General features: G+C 47.3%; 11 protein-coding genes. 1 reads left to right on the top strand and 10 read right to left on the bottom strand.

Annotated elements, in window-relative coordinates; all coding sequences use genetic code 11:
• Position 1 precedes the first annotated feature (1 nt).
• The 9 genes from brxL to LEUMU_RS0123765 are packed head-to-tail and all read right to left on the bottom strand — an operon-like array spanning position 2 to position 15,971.
• The gene (brxL, locus tag LEUMU_RS0123805) at positions 2-2,041 is read right to left on the bottom strand and encodes a protease Lon-related BREX system protein BrxL (protein WP_022954807.1); all 2,040 of its coding nucleotides are present in this window, start codon (positions 2,039-2,041) and stop codon (positions 2-4) included.
• Positions 2,042-2,067: 26 nt separating this feature from the next.
• A complete protein-coding gene (gene pglZ, locus LEUMU_RS0123800; RefSeq protein ID WP_022954806.1) occupies positions 2,068-4,689 on the bottom strand; it encodes a BREX-1 system phosphatase PglZ type A in 2,622 nt (873 codons plus the stop codon).
• Complete coding sequence (locus LEUMU_RS0123795; RefSeq protein WP_022954805.1) at positions 4,686-5,429, bottom strand: hypothetical protein; 744 nt, start codon at positions 5,427-5,429, stop codon at positions 4,686-4,688. Before LEUMU_RS0123795 ends, pglZ begins: the two co-directional genes overlap by 4 nt.
• Position 5,430: 1 nt before the next feature.
• Positions 5,431-6,585: an AAA family ATPase gene (locus LEUMU_RS0123790; protein WP_022954804.1), complete on the bottom strand. Its 1,155-nt coding sequence runs from the start codon at positions 6,583-6,585 to the stop codon at positions 5,431-5,433.
• Complete coding sequence (pglX, locus tag LEUMU_RS0123785; protein ID WP_022954803.1) at positions 6,582-10,157, bottom strand: BREX-1 system adenine-specific DNA-methyltransferase PglX; 3,576 nt, start codon at positions 10,155-10,157, stop codon at positions 6,582-6,584. Before pglX ends, LEUMU_RS0123790 begins: the two co-directional genes overlap by 4 nt.
• A 13-nt stretch (positions 10,158-10,170) precedes the next feature.
• Positions 10,171-13,839, bottom strand: coding sequence for a BREX system P-loop protein BrxC (gene brxC / locus LEUMU_RS0123780; protein WP_022954802.1), 3,669 nt, complete (start codon positions 13,837-13,839; stop codon positions 10,171-10,173).
• A gap of 47 nt (positions 13,840-13,886) precedes the next feature.
• Positions 13,887-14,462 carry a DUF1788 domain-containing protein gene (locus LEUMU_RS0123775; protein ID WP_022954801.1) on the bottom strand — a complete coding sequence of 192 codons (576 nt, stop codon included), beginning with the start codon at positions 14,460-14,462 and terminating at the stop codon, positions 13,887-13,889.
• A gap of 2 nt (positions 14,463-14,464) precedes the next feature.
• The gene (locus LEUMU_RS0123770; protein WP_026745073.1) at positions 14,465-15,091 is read right to left on the bottom strand and encodes a DUF1819 family protein; all 627 of its coding nucleotides are present in this window, start codon (positions 15,089-15,091) and stop codon (positions 14,465-14,467) included.
• 13 nt (positions 15,092-15,104) lie between these two features.
• On the bottom strand, positions 15,105-15,971 hold the full coding sequence (locus LEUMU_RS0123765) for a WYL domain-containing protein (protein ID WP_022954799.1): 867 nt from the start codon (positions 15,969-15,971) through the stop codon (positions 15,105-15,107).
• A 276-nt stretch (positions 15,972-16,247) separates the two neighbouring features.
• On the opposite strand from LEUMU_RS0123765, the gene LEUMU_RS28920 reads away from it, so the two are divergent.
• Positions 16,248-16,424 carry a hypothetical protein gene (locus tag LEUMU_RS28920; RefSeq protein ID WP_022954798.1) on the top strand — a complete coding sequence of 59 codons (177 nt, stop codon included), beginning with the start codon at positions 16,248-16,250 and terminating at the stop codon, positions 16,422-16,424.
• 163 nt (positions 16,425-16,587) lie between these two features.
• Here the strand turns inward: LEUMU_RS28920 and LEUMU_RS0123755 are convergent, their stop codons facing one another.
• A complete protein-coding gene (locus LEUMU_RS0123755) occupies positions 16,588-17,757 on the bottom strand; it encodes an ATP-binding protein (protein ID WP_022954797.1) in 1,170 nt (389 codons plus the stop codon).
• Between the last annotated feature and the right edge of the window lie 649 nt (positions 17,758-18,406).

Below are 18,406 nucleotides of genomic sequence, written 5' to 3'. Positions count from 1 at the left end.
ATCAATCAACCCCCAATCCCTTAAACACCGCATCAACAGGGTCAGCATAAAAACTGGTCTGGAACTTAGTAAACAACTCCGCTGGTATCGTCGGAATATCCACCGCGCTACTCATGGGCAATGTAACCTTCTTCGCACCCGCATCGAAAGCTACCTGCAAACACTCCGCAAGGCTTTCCACAGGCGTAACAGATCCACCCAAGCTCATATCCCCTAGCACAACCATCTGACTTTGGAGTGGCTTACCCAATAACCCGGAGGCAAACACAACCAAGCTTGGTAGCGCCAGATGACTAAGCGGTCCTGTATTTTGAAGTTCTACAACGTGCAGATGAAAGTCATGCTCACCGACCTTACTACCACCACAAATCCTTGATGCATTCGCTTTGAAAAAGTCGAAGGCAATTTTGACTTGTTCTTTAGCTGAGGCTGAATTCCAAAGACCTGATGTAGCCAGTTTGCCAGAGCCCTTGGTTACCTGTAATTCAAGGCGATAGACTCCAGGCATCCCTTTATTGCTGAGACCGATTGTGTAAAGCAAACCTGCCTTACCTGGCCCTTCAGGTATCAGGCCTCCACCACCCTGCTCTTTAACGGAAACAAAGTGTTCTTCTAGGGTGTCATTGTCGATATAACTAAAGTGGACATCATAAAACTCCATGCCACCAATTTTCTTAAGCTGCTCCTTCACCCGACGCCGTACCTGAAGCGCATACTCAAGGCATTCACGGACATCATCCTTCTCAAATTGACCATGCGGGTACATCAACTTTAAAAGGCCGGAGACCGTCTTACGAACCGCAATCACATCGCGTTGGTTCAGATTATTACCAAGCTTGAAGTGTTTCTCAATCGCATCCGCAAAGCTGCGTTTACGCATCTCACGAAAGAACTCTGCCAAGTAATCGACAATCAAACCATAACGATTGGTGAAGAACTCCGGGCGCATCTTGGGAATTTCCCAGCCAGGGATATAAGCGTGGAAACGATCAAAAAAAGCAGAGTCAATCATCGCTTCTGGGAATGGAGCTAATAGGTGACTGGTCTTCACCAAAGACTCAACACTCTGGTTAATATTGCCTACAAACACCATCGAGGCAGAAGCCTCCATTTGCTCTCGGCCACGTGCAAAAGAGCCGGAAGACATATAGTCCTTCATGATCTGCACGCCATCTTTATCTTTAAAGGAAATGCCTGCAACCTCATCAAATGCGACCAGATCCCAAAGACCGACTAAGCCGATACGGCGGCTACTCATGTTGTAAAACAGATTGGCTACCGTGGTTTGTCCACCTGATACCAGAATACTGTTAGGCGAACACTCCTTGTAAATATGGCTTTTTCCAGTCCCTCTTGGGCCCAGCTCACATACGTTATAGTTGTTTTCTACAAACGGAATCATTCGGGCCAGAAGATGCCACTGCACATCAACGTCTAAAGTAGCCGGCTCCATACCAATTGAACGAATTAAGCATTCACGCCATTGCTCCTTAGAGAGTGCAGACCGTCCCTGGAACAACTCCTCCATGTTCATGTTGGGCATTTGAATAGGCTTGAGCAAAGTCACTCCAAAAGGAGAGTTCGACTGCCCTTCCTCGTGATAATAACTCAACGTTGCAATTACCCAGATGCCACCGACCAATAACTTTTCGTATTCTCTAACAATACCCGAAGAGATTTCAGCATCCTTGATGCCTAGGTTACTGAAGGTTGCCTCATACCTGTCCTTACGCTCATTCAGCTTCACCGTCACACGGTCAATGACCTTGTAACTGCCCCTTTCACGAACCAGTGACTTTACCTTCTCTGCTTCATCCGGACGAACATAGTTCTCGGTCAGCACCGTCTTTACGTTACGAAGGCCTTGTTCAATCACCTCAGCGTCATCAGAAGCACAATACATTCCAAGTAAGTACTCAAGCACATAGACAGGGACATTGGCCCCCTCTTTAATTAGCTTAGTGAGATCCTTACGAACCACTCTTCCTGCAAAGTGCTCGTTTAACAGTTGGTCTAACTCTTGATCGTTTGCGGGTTCCATGCAGTGGGCTCTGTAGTCAGTTATTATTAAAAGTCATCGGTGAATGCCAAATCTATTGTGACCTTATAGCGTTCCATTTCAGTATTCAGATCTTTGTCTTTCAACACCAGAAAATAATCTTTCTGACGATCAAAGTCATTGCCAGACAAGGAAAGTCTTACCTGCTTAACCCATTCACTCGCGCTATCCGTCGCACTATCAAAGGTCACTGTTTCTTCACTTGAAATCTTGCTGCTGCCTTCAAAAATAGCGACAGACAAGGTAACGGGCGTCATTAAATCACTCACCGCTTCGGTCTGCATAAGATCAAACCGCTGGATGTTATTGACCATTTTCAGCGTCGACTTCGTCGAAATGACACCAACCTTACGCTTAGTACGCTTCTCCGCCTCTTTACCTCGTAACTGCTTAATCGTAATGACCGGAACCACAATCTCCTGAGGCATTACGCCACCATGCACAAAGCGTGAACCACCAACGAAGTGAAAGCGGTTAGCGCCCTTGGGAACCCAGAAGTCGGTCTCTGAAACCGTTCCTGCTGTGGCCTTGGTCGAGCCCTTCCAAGCATCTTTGTTATCCGGCAAGCCATGGCCTATCACATACCGCTTTTTGTACTTCAGGGTATTAGCTGGCTTTTCTGCGACGGAAGTCCGGTCGGCTGCTGACAGCTTACTTTGCTGGAACAAGAAGCCGTGGTCAGCGGTAATCAAAACCATTGAAGTATTGAAGTGCATCAAGACCTTACGGCTAAGCTCCGTTAGCTCTTCAATCGCATGCTCTACCGCCATAAAGGTTTCAGACTCGGTCGAAGCACTATCGCCACGGGCATCAACTACATTGTGATACACATAAATCAGCTCTTGATCCTTCAACGCAGTTCGGCCTTCTTCGCGAGACCAGCCTTTAACGGTTTCAGCAGTTAATGCCATACCACCATGGGCGGCCAGAACTTTATTCCTCGCAATAGTACCTTTGCTGGATAAGCCATCGACAAAGACATCATCACTTGCGCCCTCACGATATTCCAACGTCTCATGAGGCAGTAAGGAAGCCATACCTAGTGTGGTATAGCTCGGAACAACCCCTAGCTGTGAAGACACGGTAGCGACACTATAACGGTTATCATTAATGCGATCGCGTAACTCCACCGCCGCCTCATAACGGAAAGCATCACTGATAATCACGACCACACGGCGCTTACTGTTTTTTACGAATAAGGGCTGGACCAGGTTCTGATAGAAGTTATGCTGATTTGGAACTTCTGAAAAACGCCAATGATTCAAGCGTTGCTCCGCCTCGATGCGGTCACCCCAGTTCTTAGCCAGGTTGTCGATGTACCAGTTGGAGTAACACTGCTCCACCTCATCATCCAGCTTTTTGAGAATCTCAACATGAGCCCGTTGGGACGCTTCACAATAATGACGATACGCCATATCAAAACGGTAGATATCTTTCTCATAGGCTTTATACAGCGCCTCGCAAGACTCAAAATGAAAGCCTCCATCGTACTGAATCCGAAGTCCGAACAAATCAATTGCAGCCTGCAGTGCCGTATAGATTGTCCGATACTTGCGACGGGTAACATCATCCTTATGCTTAGAGGCCCAATAACCATCAAGCCGTGCAGAGATCATTGTACGAAACCGTTCAAGCTCACCAGCGGGGGTAAGCGGAATAGCCTGCGACAGATCGATAATAATATTATGCTCAATCACCTCAAAGGTGACTACCTCACTGAGCTGAACCGTATTAAACTCAGAAAGCTTTTCGTCGATCCGCACAGCCGCAGCGACCCAATCAGATACCTGGTCGAAAGCTTTATAATAACGGGAGCTATCCCGCCAACGGGACAACAAGGATCGAGCGGTGGCACGGGAACTGGCTGAGGACATGACAAGCTCCTGAGCCCAAGCTGGCACGTCTCCCACACTTTCACAAAAACCGGTAGCTAATAGCCGAATAAAGAAGCGTCCAAGCTTAAACGATGCCTCCCCATTCAACTCTTCTACAGACGCGTGATAACCGATCTCGGATTGTAGGGCCGTCACTAGCGTAGGAATCAGATCATACTTCTCCAGCTCTTCCAGAGACGACGGGTTATCCTCAAGGCCAACATTCTGACTAACCGCCTCATCTGCCAACGCCATGATTACATGCGCAAGGTCACAGCTTTCAGCCTTAACCACGGATGCAATCATTGCGATATCCAAGCCCATCTCGTCACAATCAGTCTGAACATAGCGTTGTAGTGCAGCTACTCTGGCTTTACTGGCAAGAAACTTATCCCGCTTGGATAAAAGCTCCCTCAGGCTTTGCTGATGTAAGCCAAGCTCATTAAAGATAATCGAGAAGCGATCCGCATAAAAGCATCGGGAATACAGCTTTATATCGAGCAACCAGTCCTTTTCAATATCCGGCTCAGCCGATGGGAAATACAGCAGGTACTTACCTGCCGTATCCTCAAGCTCTAGCTTCAGCTTGATACCAAACGCTGACTCATTGGCCATATTCAGAATCTGAACACCTTCCATCCCCAGTGCGTCCAGCTCATCTACGAAGGACTGCTCTGGGTCATACCAGAAAACAAGTCGTTGAGACTCTGTAATGAAGGCTTGCTCCAAGCCTTGGCGTAGTTGGCTTGTATTCATACCGGAATTCCATTCACGCGCTTAACCACATTTTCAAGATCACCTTTAAAACCATTAAAGGAGTTCATATCGATTCGAAAAACATTAATCGACCCATCCCGTAATAATTCATTGATCTGCTCTCCGCTAGTCCGCTCAGACAAGGCAGTAGCGAGTTGATCCTTAAGTGAGCTTTCGGCTGAATCATTACCCGATTCGTTTTCCAGTCTATCGCAATGCTGATAAGGGTTTTCCTTGGTCGCACACAGTAACCACGCTTCGGACTTTGGTTTAGGGATCATCGCCACCCCAAAGTCAAACGCCTCAGCACTAAACCCCTGCTGCATTGATTGGTGTTTATTAGTCCAATTTCCCCGACCTGCCGAAGCAGTGCCATCAGCGTCACGAAAAAGTACCGCCACCACCTGATCATCAACCTCCAAACTTTTGGCTTTTGCAACCGTAGCCAAAGCTCTGGCATTCTCGTAGTAGTACTTTGTTTCTTCTGGCTTTTTCTTGCCCTTTAGTGCCATCGCTTTCCGGCTAGCAGGGGCTTTGTTGTCTGCAAGGTATTTTTCAGAAACGAAACTCACCCGTTCAGCCTCCAAATGTGACATGTCGAACCCTTGAAAATGCTCAACCAGTTGATCCACAATAATGGCCATAGGACCTTCAGCAAAACCATCACGATCACATCGATCATTTGTCGGATAACAAGCACCCATATCACCGGAGCCTTCCCCACTTAACAATAAATACACACTAAGCCTCCGGTTGATCCATCGCTGCAATTTCCAGATATAAATGAGTCAGGTCAGTATCAATAAATGCCTCACCTGGTCCCATAAACCCAAGTTTCTTAGCCATCGATGGAATATCAAATAGCCGAACTGCCCGCGTATAGCCCATTTCATTCTTGTATAAGTAGATCACACCCCGTTTCGCCACCTCATCATCCATAAAGTTGAGAATCATCGGGCTATGTGTGGTCACCATCACTTGATCGTCTGATTCGACCAAATGATCAATAAGGTACTCAATGAGCTCTGGATTAATGCCATTCTCGATTTCATCAAACAACAGAAAGGCATTACCTATTTCCAGCTGAAGGATGATCACCATCAGGCGCAACATTCCATCATTCAGATGGCGTGCTGTAGATATTATTTTTTTGTCTCCGAAGTGCTCACTCACTTCCAGTTGCTTCCAGCCAGCCCTTAATGATTTTGTTCGAATATCCTCCAGCTGAGGATAGATTTTTCGTAGCTCTTCAATCAGAACCTTTTTAGCCGGAGCACCAGACTCATGAATAAAGGCCGAAAGCTTCTCACCGCCCAATCCCAACTTCCCCTCTGCGGTACGTGTCTGGGTTCGTAGTAGTTCCGGACTAATTAGATCGAGTGAACGGATATTCAGAATCGTATCCTTCACTGCTCTTAAGGTCTCACTGAAGCTAGTACTATTTTTTGGCTCTTTGAGGCGTGACAGTATCGACCCCTCATATTCAAAATTAATATCTGTTCGTTTAAACTTTTCACCTGATCTGAATGTGTATGCCCCATCCTCTACGGAAAGCATTTTCTCACCCAGGCTGGATATACTCTCCCTAGTACAGCTTAATGAGCTACGGTTAAAGCTCCCCGACCAAACAACATCTTTTCCAGCAATATCTAAAGTTATTTCAAAGTCAATATTACTTTTTTTAGTGAGCTTCGAGTTAAGGTCAGCACTCTCCCAATGGCGAAGCTTCAACCAACCACTAATATCGCCGACCATCAGCTGTGCCACGAAGTCGAGGGCCTGTAAAACGGTTGATTTACCCGCACCGTTGAGACCAACCACGCAATTGAACTCCGCCAACTCCAATTTAAAATCAACCAACGATTTAAAGTTATCTACCCATATCGATTTAATCATACAATGACCTCCGGTGCTTTTCCGGTAATCACTTTAACATCCGCCAGCAAGTCACCAAACCTTCCGTAGTTCACCTTAACCCCATCATCCAAATCCAGACTGATGCGTTGGTCAGCGTAGTGCCGTAGCTTCTCATCAAAGTCACTCAGCTCCGCCTGCTGTTTATGCAACTTAATGATTTCTTTATCAATGCCTTTAATTTCAGAGGTCGAGCTACTGGCTTCCTTATCCTCTTCCAGCTTTTTAGCATAGGTATCCATTTTCGCGGTCAATGGAATAACGTACTCGGTACGCATACGTGACAAGGTGCTTTCGTTATAGCGATGCAGGTAAACCAGACACTCAAACGCTTTTTGCTTACCCGAACTAAATAACCAGTAAATAGGCCGCTTCTTGTAAGTCTGCTGATGGTCTTTGAAAAACTTGGTACTTAGATAACGTCGGATCGTCTCACGGCTGGATTCATTCTTCTTAGGCGAAAGGTTATCTGCTAAGAAGTTTAGGTTTTGCTCCAGCGATGAAGCATCCCAAGCTTTACTGATAAACTCAACCACCCGATTGCAAGCATCATCAGCAAACCACTCCGTATCTGTAAGCGGGATAATGCCATCATCATCAGCTGCAAAGGTGCTGTACTTACTGGCATCAAAACCCTCATTACCACTATGCGCATAGATCAACCCAGGCTCATCCAAACTGTAACGACCCATCATGCAGCCAATAGCGTAGGAGATCAGCTCTTGCATCGTATCTTCACGGAAGCGAGTCCATAACGCTTCTTCACTCAACTTACCGCCATAACGATAAGCTGGATTCACCGTAAGAGTGATCTGCTCAATAGGAACCTCAGGAGTAAGCTCATCTGCCAAACCATAAGCATCTATAAAGAGACGATTATTCTCCTCTTCGAGGCGCTTCATCTCGGTGGTGGTTTCGCGACTATGAACAATCCAGTTGTTGTAACTGGATTCAAGCGTAGTAATAGTAGACCTCGAATATGCAGTCAGGAAAGACAGCGACTGGAATTCCCAAGAGCGTTCGTAAGCATTCCAGTCATTGCGACTAGTCGTGACACAGAGTTCCACTCCGTCGACTGCCTTGCCCACGTTTTGGTACGGCAGATTCCCAACTGGTCCTTCGTGAAAGTCTAAGGTTGGTGATGTCGCAGATAGAAAGACATTCACTAACTTTGAATTTGTGAATCCAAGAGTTGCCCACAACACCTCTTGAGAGTTCGGGAAACACATTGCACCCTTGGTCTCGAACATGTGAGTTTTGGGCGAGTACCGCATTGACAGGCTTGAACTAGTGATTGCGGACCATGTCAGTCCTTCTCGGAAATAGTAGGATTCGTTTTGAGGACGAGATCGAAGCTTGCCTTTCTCGTCTACAAACGCCTTGATCTCCTCGCCATTACTTTCCCAATTCACAACGAACTCGTTGTTCCCATACCATCTGCGGAACTCCCCACCTTTGTTACAGGGAAACCAACGAGACTGTCTCTGATCCGAGCTATTCGCAAAACCTTCGAGACTAGTGTTTCCACGAGATACCTCATGCCAATATCTGAGAAAGCGCCCATTGTCCCCAGTTGCAAGCCCTTGTCTCGTTGGGGCGACCGTCTTCATCGGTGGGAAGTTGTCATATACCTTTCGGACTCGTGTGCTAACCCAGTAGGCGATTGGACTTCCTGGAATTCTTTGAAATTCACGAGACGCGATAACAAATAGTTTGTCCGGATCTCGCATGAGAAACAGCTCCTTCTTGTCTGCCGATTGAGCTGCACTATTAAGATCAGTGAAAGAACCTAAATAATTAATGACTAGGGTGTTGGAGATCGTGAAGACTGCTGCTTGAGCGATCTTTGAGTTCATTGACGGAAAGCTATTGTAACCGATCTGTGTCATCGCACAGATTGTCTTCTCTCTGAGCAGCCGCTGACGCATCTTCTCGAAAGATGATAGGAACATCCAGCTTTGCATTGTGACCATGCCAATGCGACCATTTTCCTTTGTCAGCTTGTAGGCACGCTCAATGAAGCAGGCGAACAAATCACTCTTGGCGTCAGGAAAGTGATTCTTGGCGAACTCCTTCACAAGAGAATTCATGCCCTTTCCGCCCATGTAGGGAGGGTTGGCAACAACCGTGTCAAATGAGGCTGCTAGTAGCTCCATCATCGAAACCAACGGTACGAGACGTGTGATTGCTTCCGATACAAAAAGGTCTAGGCTGGCCGTCTCGCTCAGTTGCTTCAGTGCGGGTAGTTTCTTCTTTAGCCCCTCCGGAACCTGAATCAATGACCCAAACGTCGTCGTATGCTCAAATAACTGCTTTAACTCGGTCAGGTCTGCAGGCTTTAGTCCATAGTCCGATAGCTCTACGCCCATTGCCAGACCTTCAACATCAAACCCAGTGCTATCCACCATTGCCATTACATTGAGTTTGATTTCACGCTCAAACAGACGACGGTCGTCCGCCCTTCCCTTCATCATTAGCGCAAAGCCGGTGAGCTGTGCAGCACGCTCATCAATATCTAACCCAAAGAGGTTTTTCTCCAAGATCAGTTGCGGGATATCTCGTTGGCGATAGCCGCGCTCAAGGTAGATGGCTCTAAACAGATCATAAGCTTCTACCAAAATATGACCAGAGCCGCTGGCAGGATCAATCAAGGTCAATGCTTCAGGATTGAGCTCCGTGGGTGTCATCGCTGCAAGTTGAGCATTCACTTCATCCGTCTGCTCAGCAGGCTCGATGTAGTATTCCATCTGAGCTTTGAGTGGTGAGTCCGGATAGGTCGCCAGCCATTGTGCTCCCAGTGAGTTCTGAACCATGTACTTCACGATCCAGTTAGGGGTGAAGAGCTGCGTGGCAGCCGGAATATCTTCCGACTTCACGACCTTCCCCATTACCTCATCCTTTTTATCAGAGATATAGAACTGATAAAGCCAGCCAATAATCTCGATATCAGCCCAATCTTCTTCAGGGATTGCGGTAACCAGTCCACGAATCAGGGAGTCTGTTTTGGTCAGGTTTTCCGGTAACAGCAGTTCGGTCGCATCATCCAAAGATTCGAATAGGAATGGCATGGCGTTGTGCAACGCATGACACTGCGCTAATAAGAGTTCGCGGTACAGCGTTTCATCCTGAGTACCATCAAGCTTTAATTCACGCACCCGATCCATACTCAGACCGGGCAACTCAACCTCAAGGCACTCATCCAATAGCTGGTAACCAGTGGAGTGATCAGGGTGACTTAATACCCGACGGCCATGCCCTAAGTAGTCGTGCAGTTCCATGTAGCGAATAGCGCACAAGCGGTTAAACCAGCTGTAAGCCACCTTATCGATAGCCTGAGCATATCCAAGCTGCTCAACCAACGTCACCAAGGCTGAGCGAGAGGGCTCAATGGCTGCCGGTAACACCAGATCACCGATAACCAGAAGATCCCCTTTGACGCTGGCAGGGACTATTTCTTTCTGAGTAATGCCATACTTAGCTGCCTGCTTGCTGACGGCATCCATAAAGGCGATACGGGCTTTAGGGGCGTAGCTTTTGATATTGCTTGTGTTCATTAATCAGATTTCCTTAGCGTATACGGGCACGTTTGTCATCACGAACAATGCGTTTTAATTCAGCTTTTAAAGCGTCAACAAATTGATCGACCGATGCTTCTGTTTCCAGATAAGCACCGTCGCAGGCTTGGTTGTAGATGCTGGTTACATTGACTTCGATCACGGGCTTAGGTTTGGCGACCGGTTTTGGCTTTGGCTGAGGCACTGGCGGCTCCGCATTAGTCGCTGACTGGGTGGATGCTGCTGCCATGGCTTTGGCGTATGCCGCCTGCTCTTCTCTGGCGACTCTCTCATATTCTGACTGAACTGCCTTATCTAATTCCTGCAAGCCCTCATCATATTGTTCGTCGGCAGTTTTCGTCTGGAGCATATAAATCCCAGCAATACTACTTTCTACTTCCACGTCAGTCTTCACCAACTGCAGCGGCCTAAGCAGACGGTTACTCAAGTCTGCTGTGGCGATGCCGCTTTTATCGATCTCAACTTGCAGCTGTTCCAGCTTGGCATCCACACGCGTTAGTGCATGTGTGCGTTTTTCAGTGAGTAAGCGCTCATTAACGGCTTCCACCTGAGCAACAAGTGAGGCCACGTTTTGCAGCTTTCCATAAGGGGCTTCTGAGGACTTAATGTCTTGCAGCTCCGCCAGAGCCTTCCTTGCAGTGTCGTCTTTTTCCAATGACTGGCGGTTTATTTCAAAGTGCCTAAGCGCTTGTTGCAGCTGTTGCCAGATGTGAATCTGGTTACTAAAAAACTCATGCAAATCACGATAGTCTTCTTCCAGGTCGAGTACGTCGTCCTTCTTATCAACTACCTGTTTAAAGAAGTCGAAACTATCGTTGTTACTGAATAACCGTTCCAGCGTCAGAACTGACTGCTCGATGACTTTCTTGCCTGGGAAGTGACCGACATCCGTTTTGCTTTTGTAAGATTTCAGGTCGTTCAACCACGAGCTAAAGTGCCGCGAATAAAACTCAAACAACTCTTTTTCAGCCGCAGGCCCCATTGCGGAAAAAAGCTCCTGTGTGAGACTACGGGCCTTCTTTAGAACCACTTCATCGGTCCGGCGCTTTTTGATAACAGCCACTTCGCGTCGACGCCGTGAGTTCTGCAGCGGCTCCAATGCATCTTTAACCGCTAACGTACCACCACCAAGCTGTAGTGAGATGTGACCAAGCGCAGCCAGTCGACCAATGATCAGCAGGATCTCTGCATCCGGCCAGCCGTAAGGCCGCTTTGAGAAACGCTCGACAACCTCAGATAGCAAGATCCGCTCAGACCCTGAGGATTTCAATGAAATGAACTCCTCCACATCGCGGGTTGCCTTCGGATTACCGGCATCACCCTCCAGATCTAATCCCATCTGACCGATATCATCCACGGAGAGTACCGCGCTCAATTCCCGCCAAGGATCCTTCTGATACACCTTGATGAAGTTCAGCTTGTTATAGGTGTTCTCAAGCAAATAACAGCATGCCTCATCCAGCTTAGTCACAATGCTGGAGGATTTCAGGGTCAGGTGTTGGCCAAGAATATAAAACTCGACCTGCTGCAACATGTCTTCAAGTCTGGCACGTAATCGCTTTTTCCGTTCCTGATTCTCCCGTCCTCTGTCCGCCAAAATACGAGTGATGTCAGCTTGTGTTCCATCGTTGTTCATGCGAATAAATTTATTGGTTTTTAACCAGGTTCTGAGCTCGCTGAAAAATTGCTTATCATCCGCAAGCTTGATCAGAATCTGCCCTTCACCTTCAACGCTTTTATTGATACACCCCGCTTCGCTATACAGCCCGTAATCGGCATCCAGTGGTGATACAACTTCTACTTTTAAGTCGGACTCATAGCGACCATCAAGCGTATGACCATCCAGATAACGACTAATGCTGTAGTCCGTTTTATTAGCCTGATGACGGTATTTGTTGGTATCTCGCAGCAGGTCTTTAAAGATTAAATTTCCCAGCTCTGTATTTTCTTCGGCGCTGGCGATATCGGTCGCTTTAATCTTTTGCGTGATGTCACGCTCTTCATTGGTCAGGAATAAGAACTCATCCCCGTTGCGGGTGATCAGGCTTTCCTTCTCAAGCCGCTGCAGGCTCTCTTCAATGCGTTTACGCAACGCCAGCTTGTCTTCATCAATCTTCTCGATGGAGAGAGTGACCAGATTATCCTGTGTGCCTTTAATGAGGTCCACGTAACGAATCATAAACAGCGTCCGCAGGATCTGCACATCAAAGCTATCCAGCGTCGCATTCTCGCCTGCCTGATCGATGGTTCGTTTCACTGCCGTATCAAGGAAGCCTTCGACCGACGCATAGAAGCGATGCATGGGCACCAAAGCCCCAACGGCTTCACCGGCGATTGAGCTGGCTGCCATCTGGAACGCATCCAGCATAGAGCGCTCTCCATAAGCCAAGTGGGCTCCGGTGGCTCCGACTTTGCGGATCTCCTCAAAGACTTTTTGCACGAGTTGAAAGTGGTACGGCGCAAATGGATAGTTACTGATGAAGCTGTCCGGCCCGTCAAAGTTTTTAAGGGTCGGGCCAGTGCGGTCAAAGGTCAGCTGGTTTTTCAGTATATCGCCCTTCTGGTCGAACACGGCTCCAAGCTGAGCAATGGCCTCCGGTGTTTTGCGCAGTAGACGCTTCTGGATAACTTCATCAGTGTTCGAGCTGGACAGCGATAAGCGAGTTTTAAAACGACCGGCAATCTTAGAAAAGTCGTTAGCTTTAGAGGAAGAAAGCTCACCGAGTACTGCATCCATATCGGCCTGTGACGTCACCACAATCCAGGCACGACCTTTGCAGATAGTCCCGAGGTTTTCAGTGATGGTTTGAAGGGTGAGCATCAGCTTGGTATCACTACCAATAAACTGCCCGACTTCATCGACAAGAAACAAAATGCGATGCTTCGGATCTTTCCCATCGAGATATTCCCGAACCCAATGACAGAAGTTTTCGACTGAGACACTGAAGGTTTTCTCTGAGTCATCAAACCATTTTTTAGCCGCTTCAGCTGACAGGCCCAATGCTTTGGAAATCGCATGCTCCACGTCATCCTGATAGAAGTGATAGCCGTCTCTCTCCTCAACCCAGGACAAACCACTGGACTCTTCGAACGCAGACTTGAAGGCCTCATAAACGCCTTTCTGATCAAGGTGTCTTTCCATGTGGGCAACGTGCGAGTGGTCGCCACAGAATCCCTGATGCTCGTTGAATACCCGTAAGAACACATTCAGAATTGGATTGCCGTCATCATTCGAGCTCGCCTTGCTGTCGATATTGAACAGGATCACATCGGCATGGCCACTGACGGCTTTATCGATATCGGCCCGAATAAAGGCATCACGGATTTTTTGTTCGTCAAAGAACTCAACAGCGGTACGCGCATGACCATCGGCATCCTGCGCAACCTTGTTCGCCAGGATATAAGACAGGGTCTTTAGAAAGTGCGACTTACCCGAGCCAAAAAAGCCAGAGATCCATACCCCAACCCGATTGGCAATGGAAGGATCAGAAAGGTCAGTGCCATAAGACTGGAAAAAGTCTCTGAAGTGCTTTTCCAGCTCATTGGTGACCACATACTCATCCAGCTCTTGATAGACCGTAGCGTTGTCATCTTGATCTGCTTTAACCACGCCATTGATCGAGCGGTCCAATGGCTTAACAAAAAGTTCCTTGATGTTCATAGTAAGACGATATTCCTTAAAATTCTTATTCACTGGTTGCCGGATAATTACGGAACCAACTTAAACGCTCTGTAGTAATTGTTGCTGGGAATCTTTCCAAACAGACTCATGGCCTGACCGCTGTAATAGCCGGGGTAAAACAGTACAACCGGCTTATGCCCTAACAGTGAGTGCAGGCTGTTCAGCAAGTTATGAGCGCGCAGTAGTGGCCAGACCGACCCGACGCCCGAGATAAAAATAATGTCTTGCTCAGCGGCTGAATATTTCTTGGTTAGGTAAGGTGCAAACTTATCCATGTGTAATGGGCCTTTTAACGCCTTAAGTAGCCCCTCATCACCTTTGGCCTTTTGCATCTGTATGGCTTTTTCAACAAAATTCCGATCATCCAGATAGCCCACCAAGCTCTGTAGTAAATTGATGTTTACCACCTTTAGTTGGCTTTGCTTCTTGGTGAGCATACCTTCAAGAAACTCGATGTACTGCCGAACCTGCAGCTCATCCTCTGGCGCATAGTCAAATATCCAAAAGCCGATTTCATTACCGAGCCCCTGCCCGCTTAAGAAGGCGGTGGACAGAATCTTGTCAGGTATCTGATTTAGCCTGTCGTGTAGCCGTTGATTCATGTTTATTCCTGCTCCGGTGGTCGCGTCCAAGAGGATACTTCCATGCATTTTTTGATGCGTTGTTTGTAGTAGTCATCCAGCATGACTTTCACTTCCGCTCTGACTACAACGTGTTGCAGCTCCAGGCTTTTTGTACTCTTCAGATACCCCGCTTCGGCAAAGATACGAAAAGCGACCTGCCCCATTTTCTTTCGGGTGGATTCCTTCCAGCTGCCAATCGTTGGATCACGAAAAGCCCTTTCCTCCAGAAAGTCGAGCCACACAAATCCATCCAACTTTTCTGAGCGCGTTGCATAGGCATCGCAAAGCACCGTCTCCATAAACTCAACCAGCAACAGGTTCCGCTCTAATACCCCGCACAGCGCAACTTGCGTAGACAGCTCATCATCACCATCACGCAATGCTCTCCAGAACTCTGGCTCCAACCTTTCCAGTCGTTGCCGAATTGCATTGGCATTGCGCTTTGCTGAGGATGGGCTGCGTTTTTGCAGCACATTTTCAATACGGATAGCCTCATCCCATTGCCCAGGTGTGACCTTATTCAAGAGTAAGTCCGCAATAATGCGGCTCTCTCTAACCATCAGCGACCCGCCATTAATGTCGCTGTCGTATCTAAATTGTTCTATCAAACCTTAACCACCATCATTGCGCTGAGTCGAACAGGTAAGGACTCAGCTCTTCTCGATCCGTTTCTTGAAGAATCACCGGAAACTTCAATTCATTGCTTGCATCATCAGCCGTAATTCCCGCTTGATAGCGTTGTAACGTGTAGTGTGCCAGCGACTTTCGGACCGATATTTGCAGCCTACCATCAGGCATACCAAAATCTTTTTCAACCAACGCTTTCTGGCCTTCATTCAACCGAGGGTTCGGTACCAAAGTCAGCAAAACCTGCTCATGCCATAGTGCATCTTGCGAGGGATCCGGAGATGACTCGGAAGCTGGTTTGGGTATTCTGTCTATCCTGGATAAAATAAAATCCCGGAATTCCTCTCGCAGATGGCAGTAGGCTCTTACATGCCACCTAAACCCTGTGTAAATAAGCGTATGTGGCGAGATCACCCGCTCTTTAAGCAGTGGGCTACTCATCGAGGCATAAATGATCTTGAGGCTGCTTCGGGATCGGCAGGCACGGCTCATCGCCCTGAACACTTCAGGCCTTACCATGCGGTCAGGTAACTGCACCGCGCTGAGGTGATCTGCTGACTCCAGAGTCACCGCATCAGACTCATTTAATAAGCCTGACATTAATTCAAAGTACTCGTTGATTTGTCCGCTAGTTAAGACTGGCTGAAAGCCAGCCTTAGGCACATAACCTTTGACTGAAGGGTCATGTATTAAAGAATCTGGGTTGTTGGTGGTGTTGTAGCGTTTGATATCTGATGAGGCTTGTTGACGGCTTATTCCAAACCAAGCAGTAAGGCGATTAGTAACTAATCGTCCTTCCCAGTAAGCCAGTAATTCAATGGCTCTGAGGCGTAACATCGCTTCATGTTTTTCATAAGGCATCTGAAATCTCATCAGTTGATCGGGTGAATCAAATTACCCCACAAAAAAATTACTGTAAAGTTTTTTACCAGTTTTAGTTTGTGATGAGCTGAGCGTACTTTCTACAGTAAAATTGCGTATTTTATAAAATAAAAAGCCGATAACCATGCACCTCTTCTTTAATAGTTCAGTGAGATTTGCTTAAAGGATCAAAAAAATACGATTTTAAAGCACCAACGGGAAAGTGATAAGTGCAAAGACCCGCAGGGATGAAGCGAACGTGTAAGCAGGAGAAGCATGGAGCCCGCGAAGCGACCTTACCGTGGAGGCGCAGACGCAAGCGTGGAGAACCCACAGAATCTCCCCGCCGACGTTGCAGAAGCTCAGCCCAAGACAAGCAGAGGATACCGCAAGAGCGCTCAGAATGGCCTCAACTTCCGTGCGCGTGGCGAAGCCTCGCATAAAGCACGGTAGTGTCTCTGAGGCGGCTCTGAGGGCCTGAAGGTTTCCGGTGTGCAGGATTGGGGTGGGCTGGCGCAACACGAAAGAAGTTAAACGGGTAGATAACTCTCAGCAGGCACTTAGCCTCCTCAAAATGGAAATATAACCAGATCCAGATCCAGATTCATAACCATAATCAATGCAAGGCGAGTAATTCATCCAACAATCCTGGCAAAGAGATGACTTCAATACTGTCTGTCTTTGGGTAACGATCATTACCGGAATAAACAATAAATGTCTTGTCAGGTTGAATATCGATCATTGCAGAGTGTAAGCCTTTACTAGTACTTGGGGCTTCTGAAAGCTTTATTTCAATTGCCCAAACACCATGTTTGGCCCCCATGTTTAAAACCAGATCGATTTCAGCCCCTGCACTGGAACGATAAAAACTGGCTTGTGTTCGACGAGGGGCAGCACTGAGTATATTTTCAATAACAAAACCTTCCCAGCTACTTCCTACAACGGGATGCCCTAGCAGTTCGTCCCGCGACTCGATACCTAAAAGTGCATGAACCAAACCACTATCCCGCACATATGTTTTTGGTGCTTTAACTAACCTTTTTTTGGTGTTGGTAAAATAAGGAGGCAAGCGTCTAACCAGCAATAGGTCAGTTAAAAGGTCTAAGTAACGGCTGATGGCAGGGCTTGAAACACCAAGGTTTCCTGCCAGTTTTGATGAGTTAAGTAGCCCCCCTTGCCCATGAGCTAGCATAGTCCATAAGTTACCCACGGACGTTGCAGACATCCGTGGAGCAAACATGGGGACATCACGATCGAGATATGAACGGATGAAGTCTAGCCGGTTATCGAAACTATCTTCATCATCGGCAGCTAGAAGACTCCTTGGGTAGCCCCCTCGAAGCCATAAGGTATTGAGGTCAATATCTTGTGTATCGGTATACAATAAAGGCGGCAGGTCAATATAAGCAATTCGACCAGCCAGCGTTTCTGATTGTTGCATCAAATCCATAGATGCTGAACCAAGGATTAAAAAGCGACCGTTCTCATGTCCACTTTCTCGTCCTTCATCAATGATCCCTCTCAGCTCATTGAATAACTCAGGTACTCGATGTATTTCATCTAATACAACTAACTTGTCTTGATGGCTTTTTAAGTAAGTTCTCGGGCTACTTAATTTTGCACGGTCTTCAGCTCGTTCAAGGTCCAGGTAGATTGAAGGTCTATTCTGAGCAATTGACTTTGCCAGTGTTGTTTTTCCAACTTGGCGTGGCCCAATCATTGCAACAGCAGGCTGTCGCTTAAGCGCTTTTTCGATTTTATTGTGTGCGAGAGGTCTTTTAATCATCCTTGTAATTTTAACGGCAGGAATTAAAATTACAAGGATAAATAGGCTTGATCAACAATAAAGTACTCAATTCACCATCCAAGGCACAAACAATCACAATATTCCTCACCGCGGAGGCGCAGACGCAAGCCAAACAGAACGACAGCCCTACCCCGCCGACGTTGCAGAAGTGCAACCAAAGCCAAGTAGAGGATACCGCAAGAGCGCTCAGAATGGCCTCAACTTCCGTGCGCGTGGCGAAGCCTCGCATAAAGCACGGTAGTGTCTCTGAGGCGACTCTGAGAGCCTGAAGGTTTCCGATGCGCAGGATTGGGGTGGACTGGCGCAACACGAAAAAAGTTAGACCGGTAGACCTCTCTCAGCAGGCACTTACCATCCTTAAATACTCATAACCCCCCACCATCAAAAGTACTAGCAACTGAAAACAGACTATTTGTTTTAACGGATTGGGTTAATTCAGGTATTAGCCAAGTGAAAATAATTCTCTGCCGTGACACACCAGGTCGGTCTTGAAGTTAGATCATGAGTAACTGGGGAGTAGTATCAGGCAGCAACGATTGTGAGTTTGTACCGAGGGGCTAGTACTGAACTAATCAAAAACCAGAAAGACTAATATTCATACAAATTATTTTAAAGCGTATGTTTAAGG

The organism is Leucothrix mucor DSM 2157 (assembly GCF_000419525.1).
GTDB classification, from domain to species: domain Bacteria; phylum Pseudomonadota; class Gammaproteobacteria; order Thiotrichales; family Thiotrichaceae; genus Leucothrix; species Leucothrix mucor.
The sequence above is the reverse complement of the archived record's forward strand: the minus strand, read 5'-3'. Positions and strand labels throughout refer to the sequence as shown.

Bases quoted from the DNA above. Each gene is read 5' to 3' on its own strand.
- LEUMU_RS0123775 (WP_022954801.1), bottom strand. From the start codon at position 14,462: ATGAATCAACGGCTACACGACAGGCTAAATCAGATACCTGACAAGATT.
- pglZ (WP_022954806.1), bottom strand. From the start codon at position 4,689: ATGAATACAAGCCAACTACGCCAAGGCTTGGAGCAAGCCTTCATTACA.
- LEUMU_RS0123790 (WP_022954804.1), bottom strand. From the start codon at position 6,585: ATGATTAAATCGATATGGGTAGATAACTTTAAATCGTTGGTTGATTTT.
- LEUMU_RS0123755 (WP_022954797.1), bottom strand. From the start codon at position 17,757: ATGATTAAAAGACCTCTCGCACACAATAAAATCGAAAAAGCGCTTAAG.
- LEUMU_RS28920 (WP_022954798.1), top strand. From the start codon at position 16,248: ATGGAGCCCGCGAAGCGACCTTACCGTGGAGGCGCAGACGCAAGCGTG.
- brxL (WP_022954807.1), bottom strand. From the start codon at position 2,041: ATGGAACCCGCAAACGATCAAGAGTTAGACCAACTGTTAAACGAGCAC.
- pglX (WP_022954803.1), bottom strand. From the start codon at position 10,157: ATGAACACAAGCAATATCAAAAGCTACGCCCCTAAAGCCCGTATCGCC.
- LEUMU_RS0123765 (WP_022954799.1), bottom strand. From the start codon at position 15,971: ATGCCTTATGAAAAACATGAAGCGATGTTACGCCTCAGAGCCATTGAA.
- brxC (WP_022954802.1), bottom strand. From the start codon at position 13,839: ATGAACATCAAGGAACTTTTTGTTAAGCCATTGGACCGCTCGATCAAT.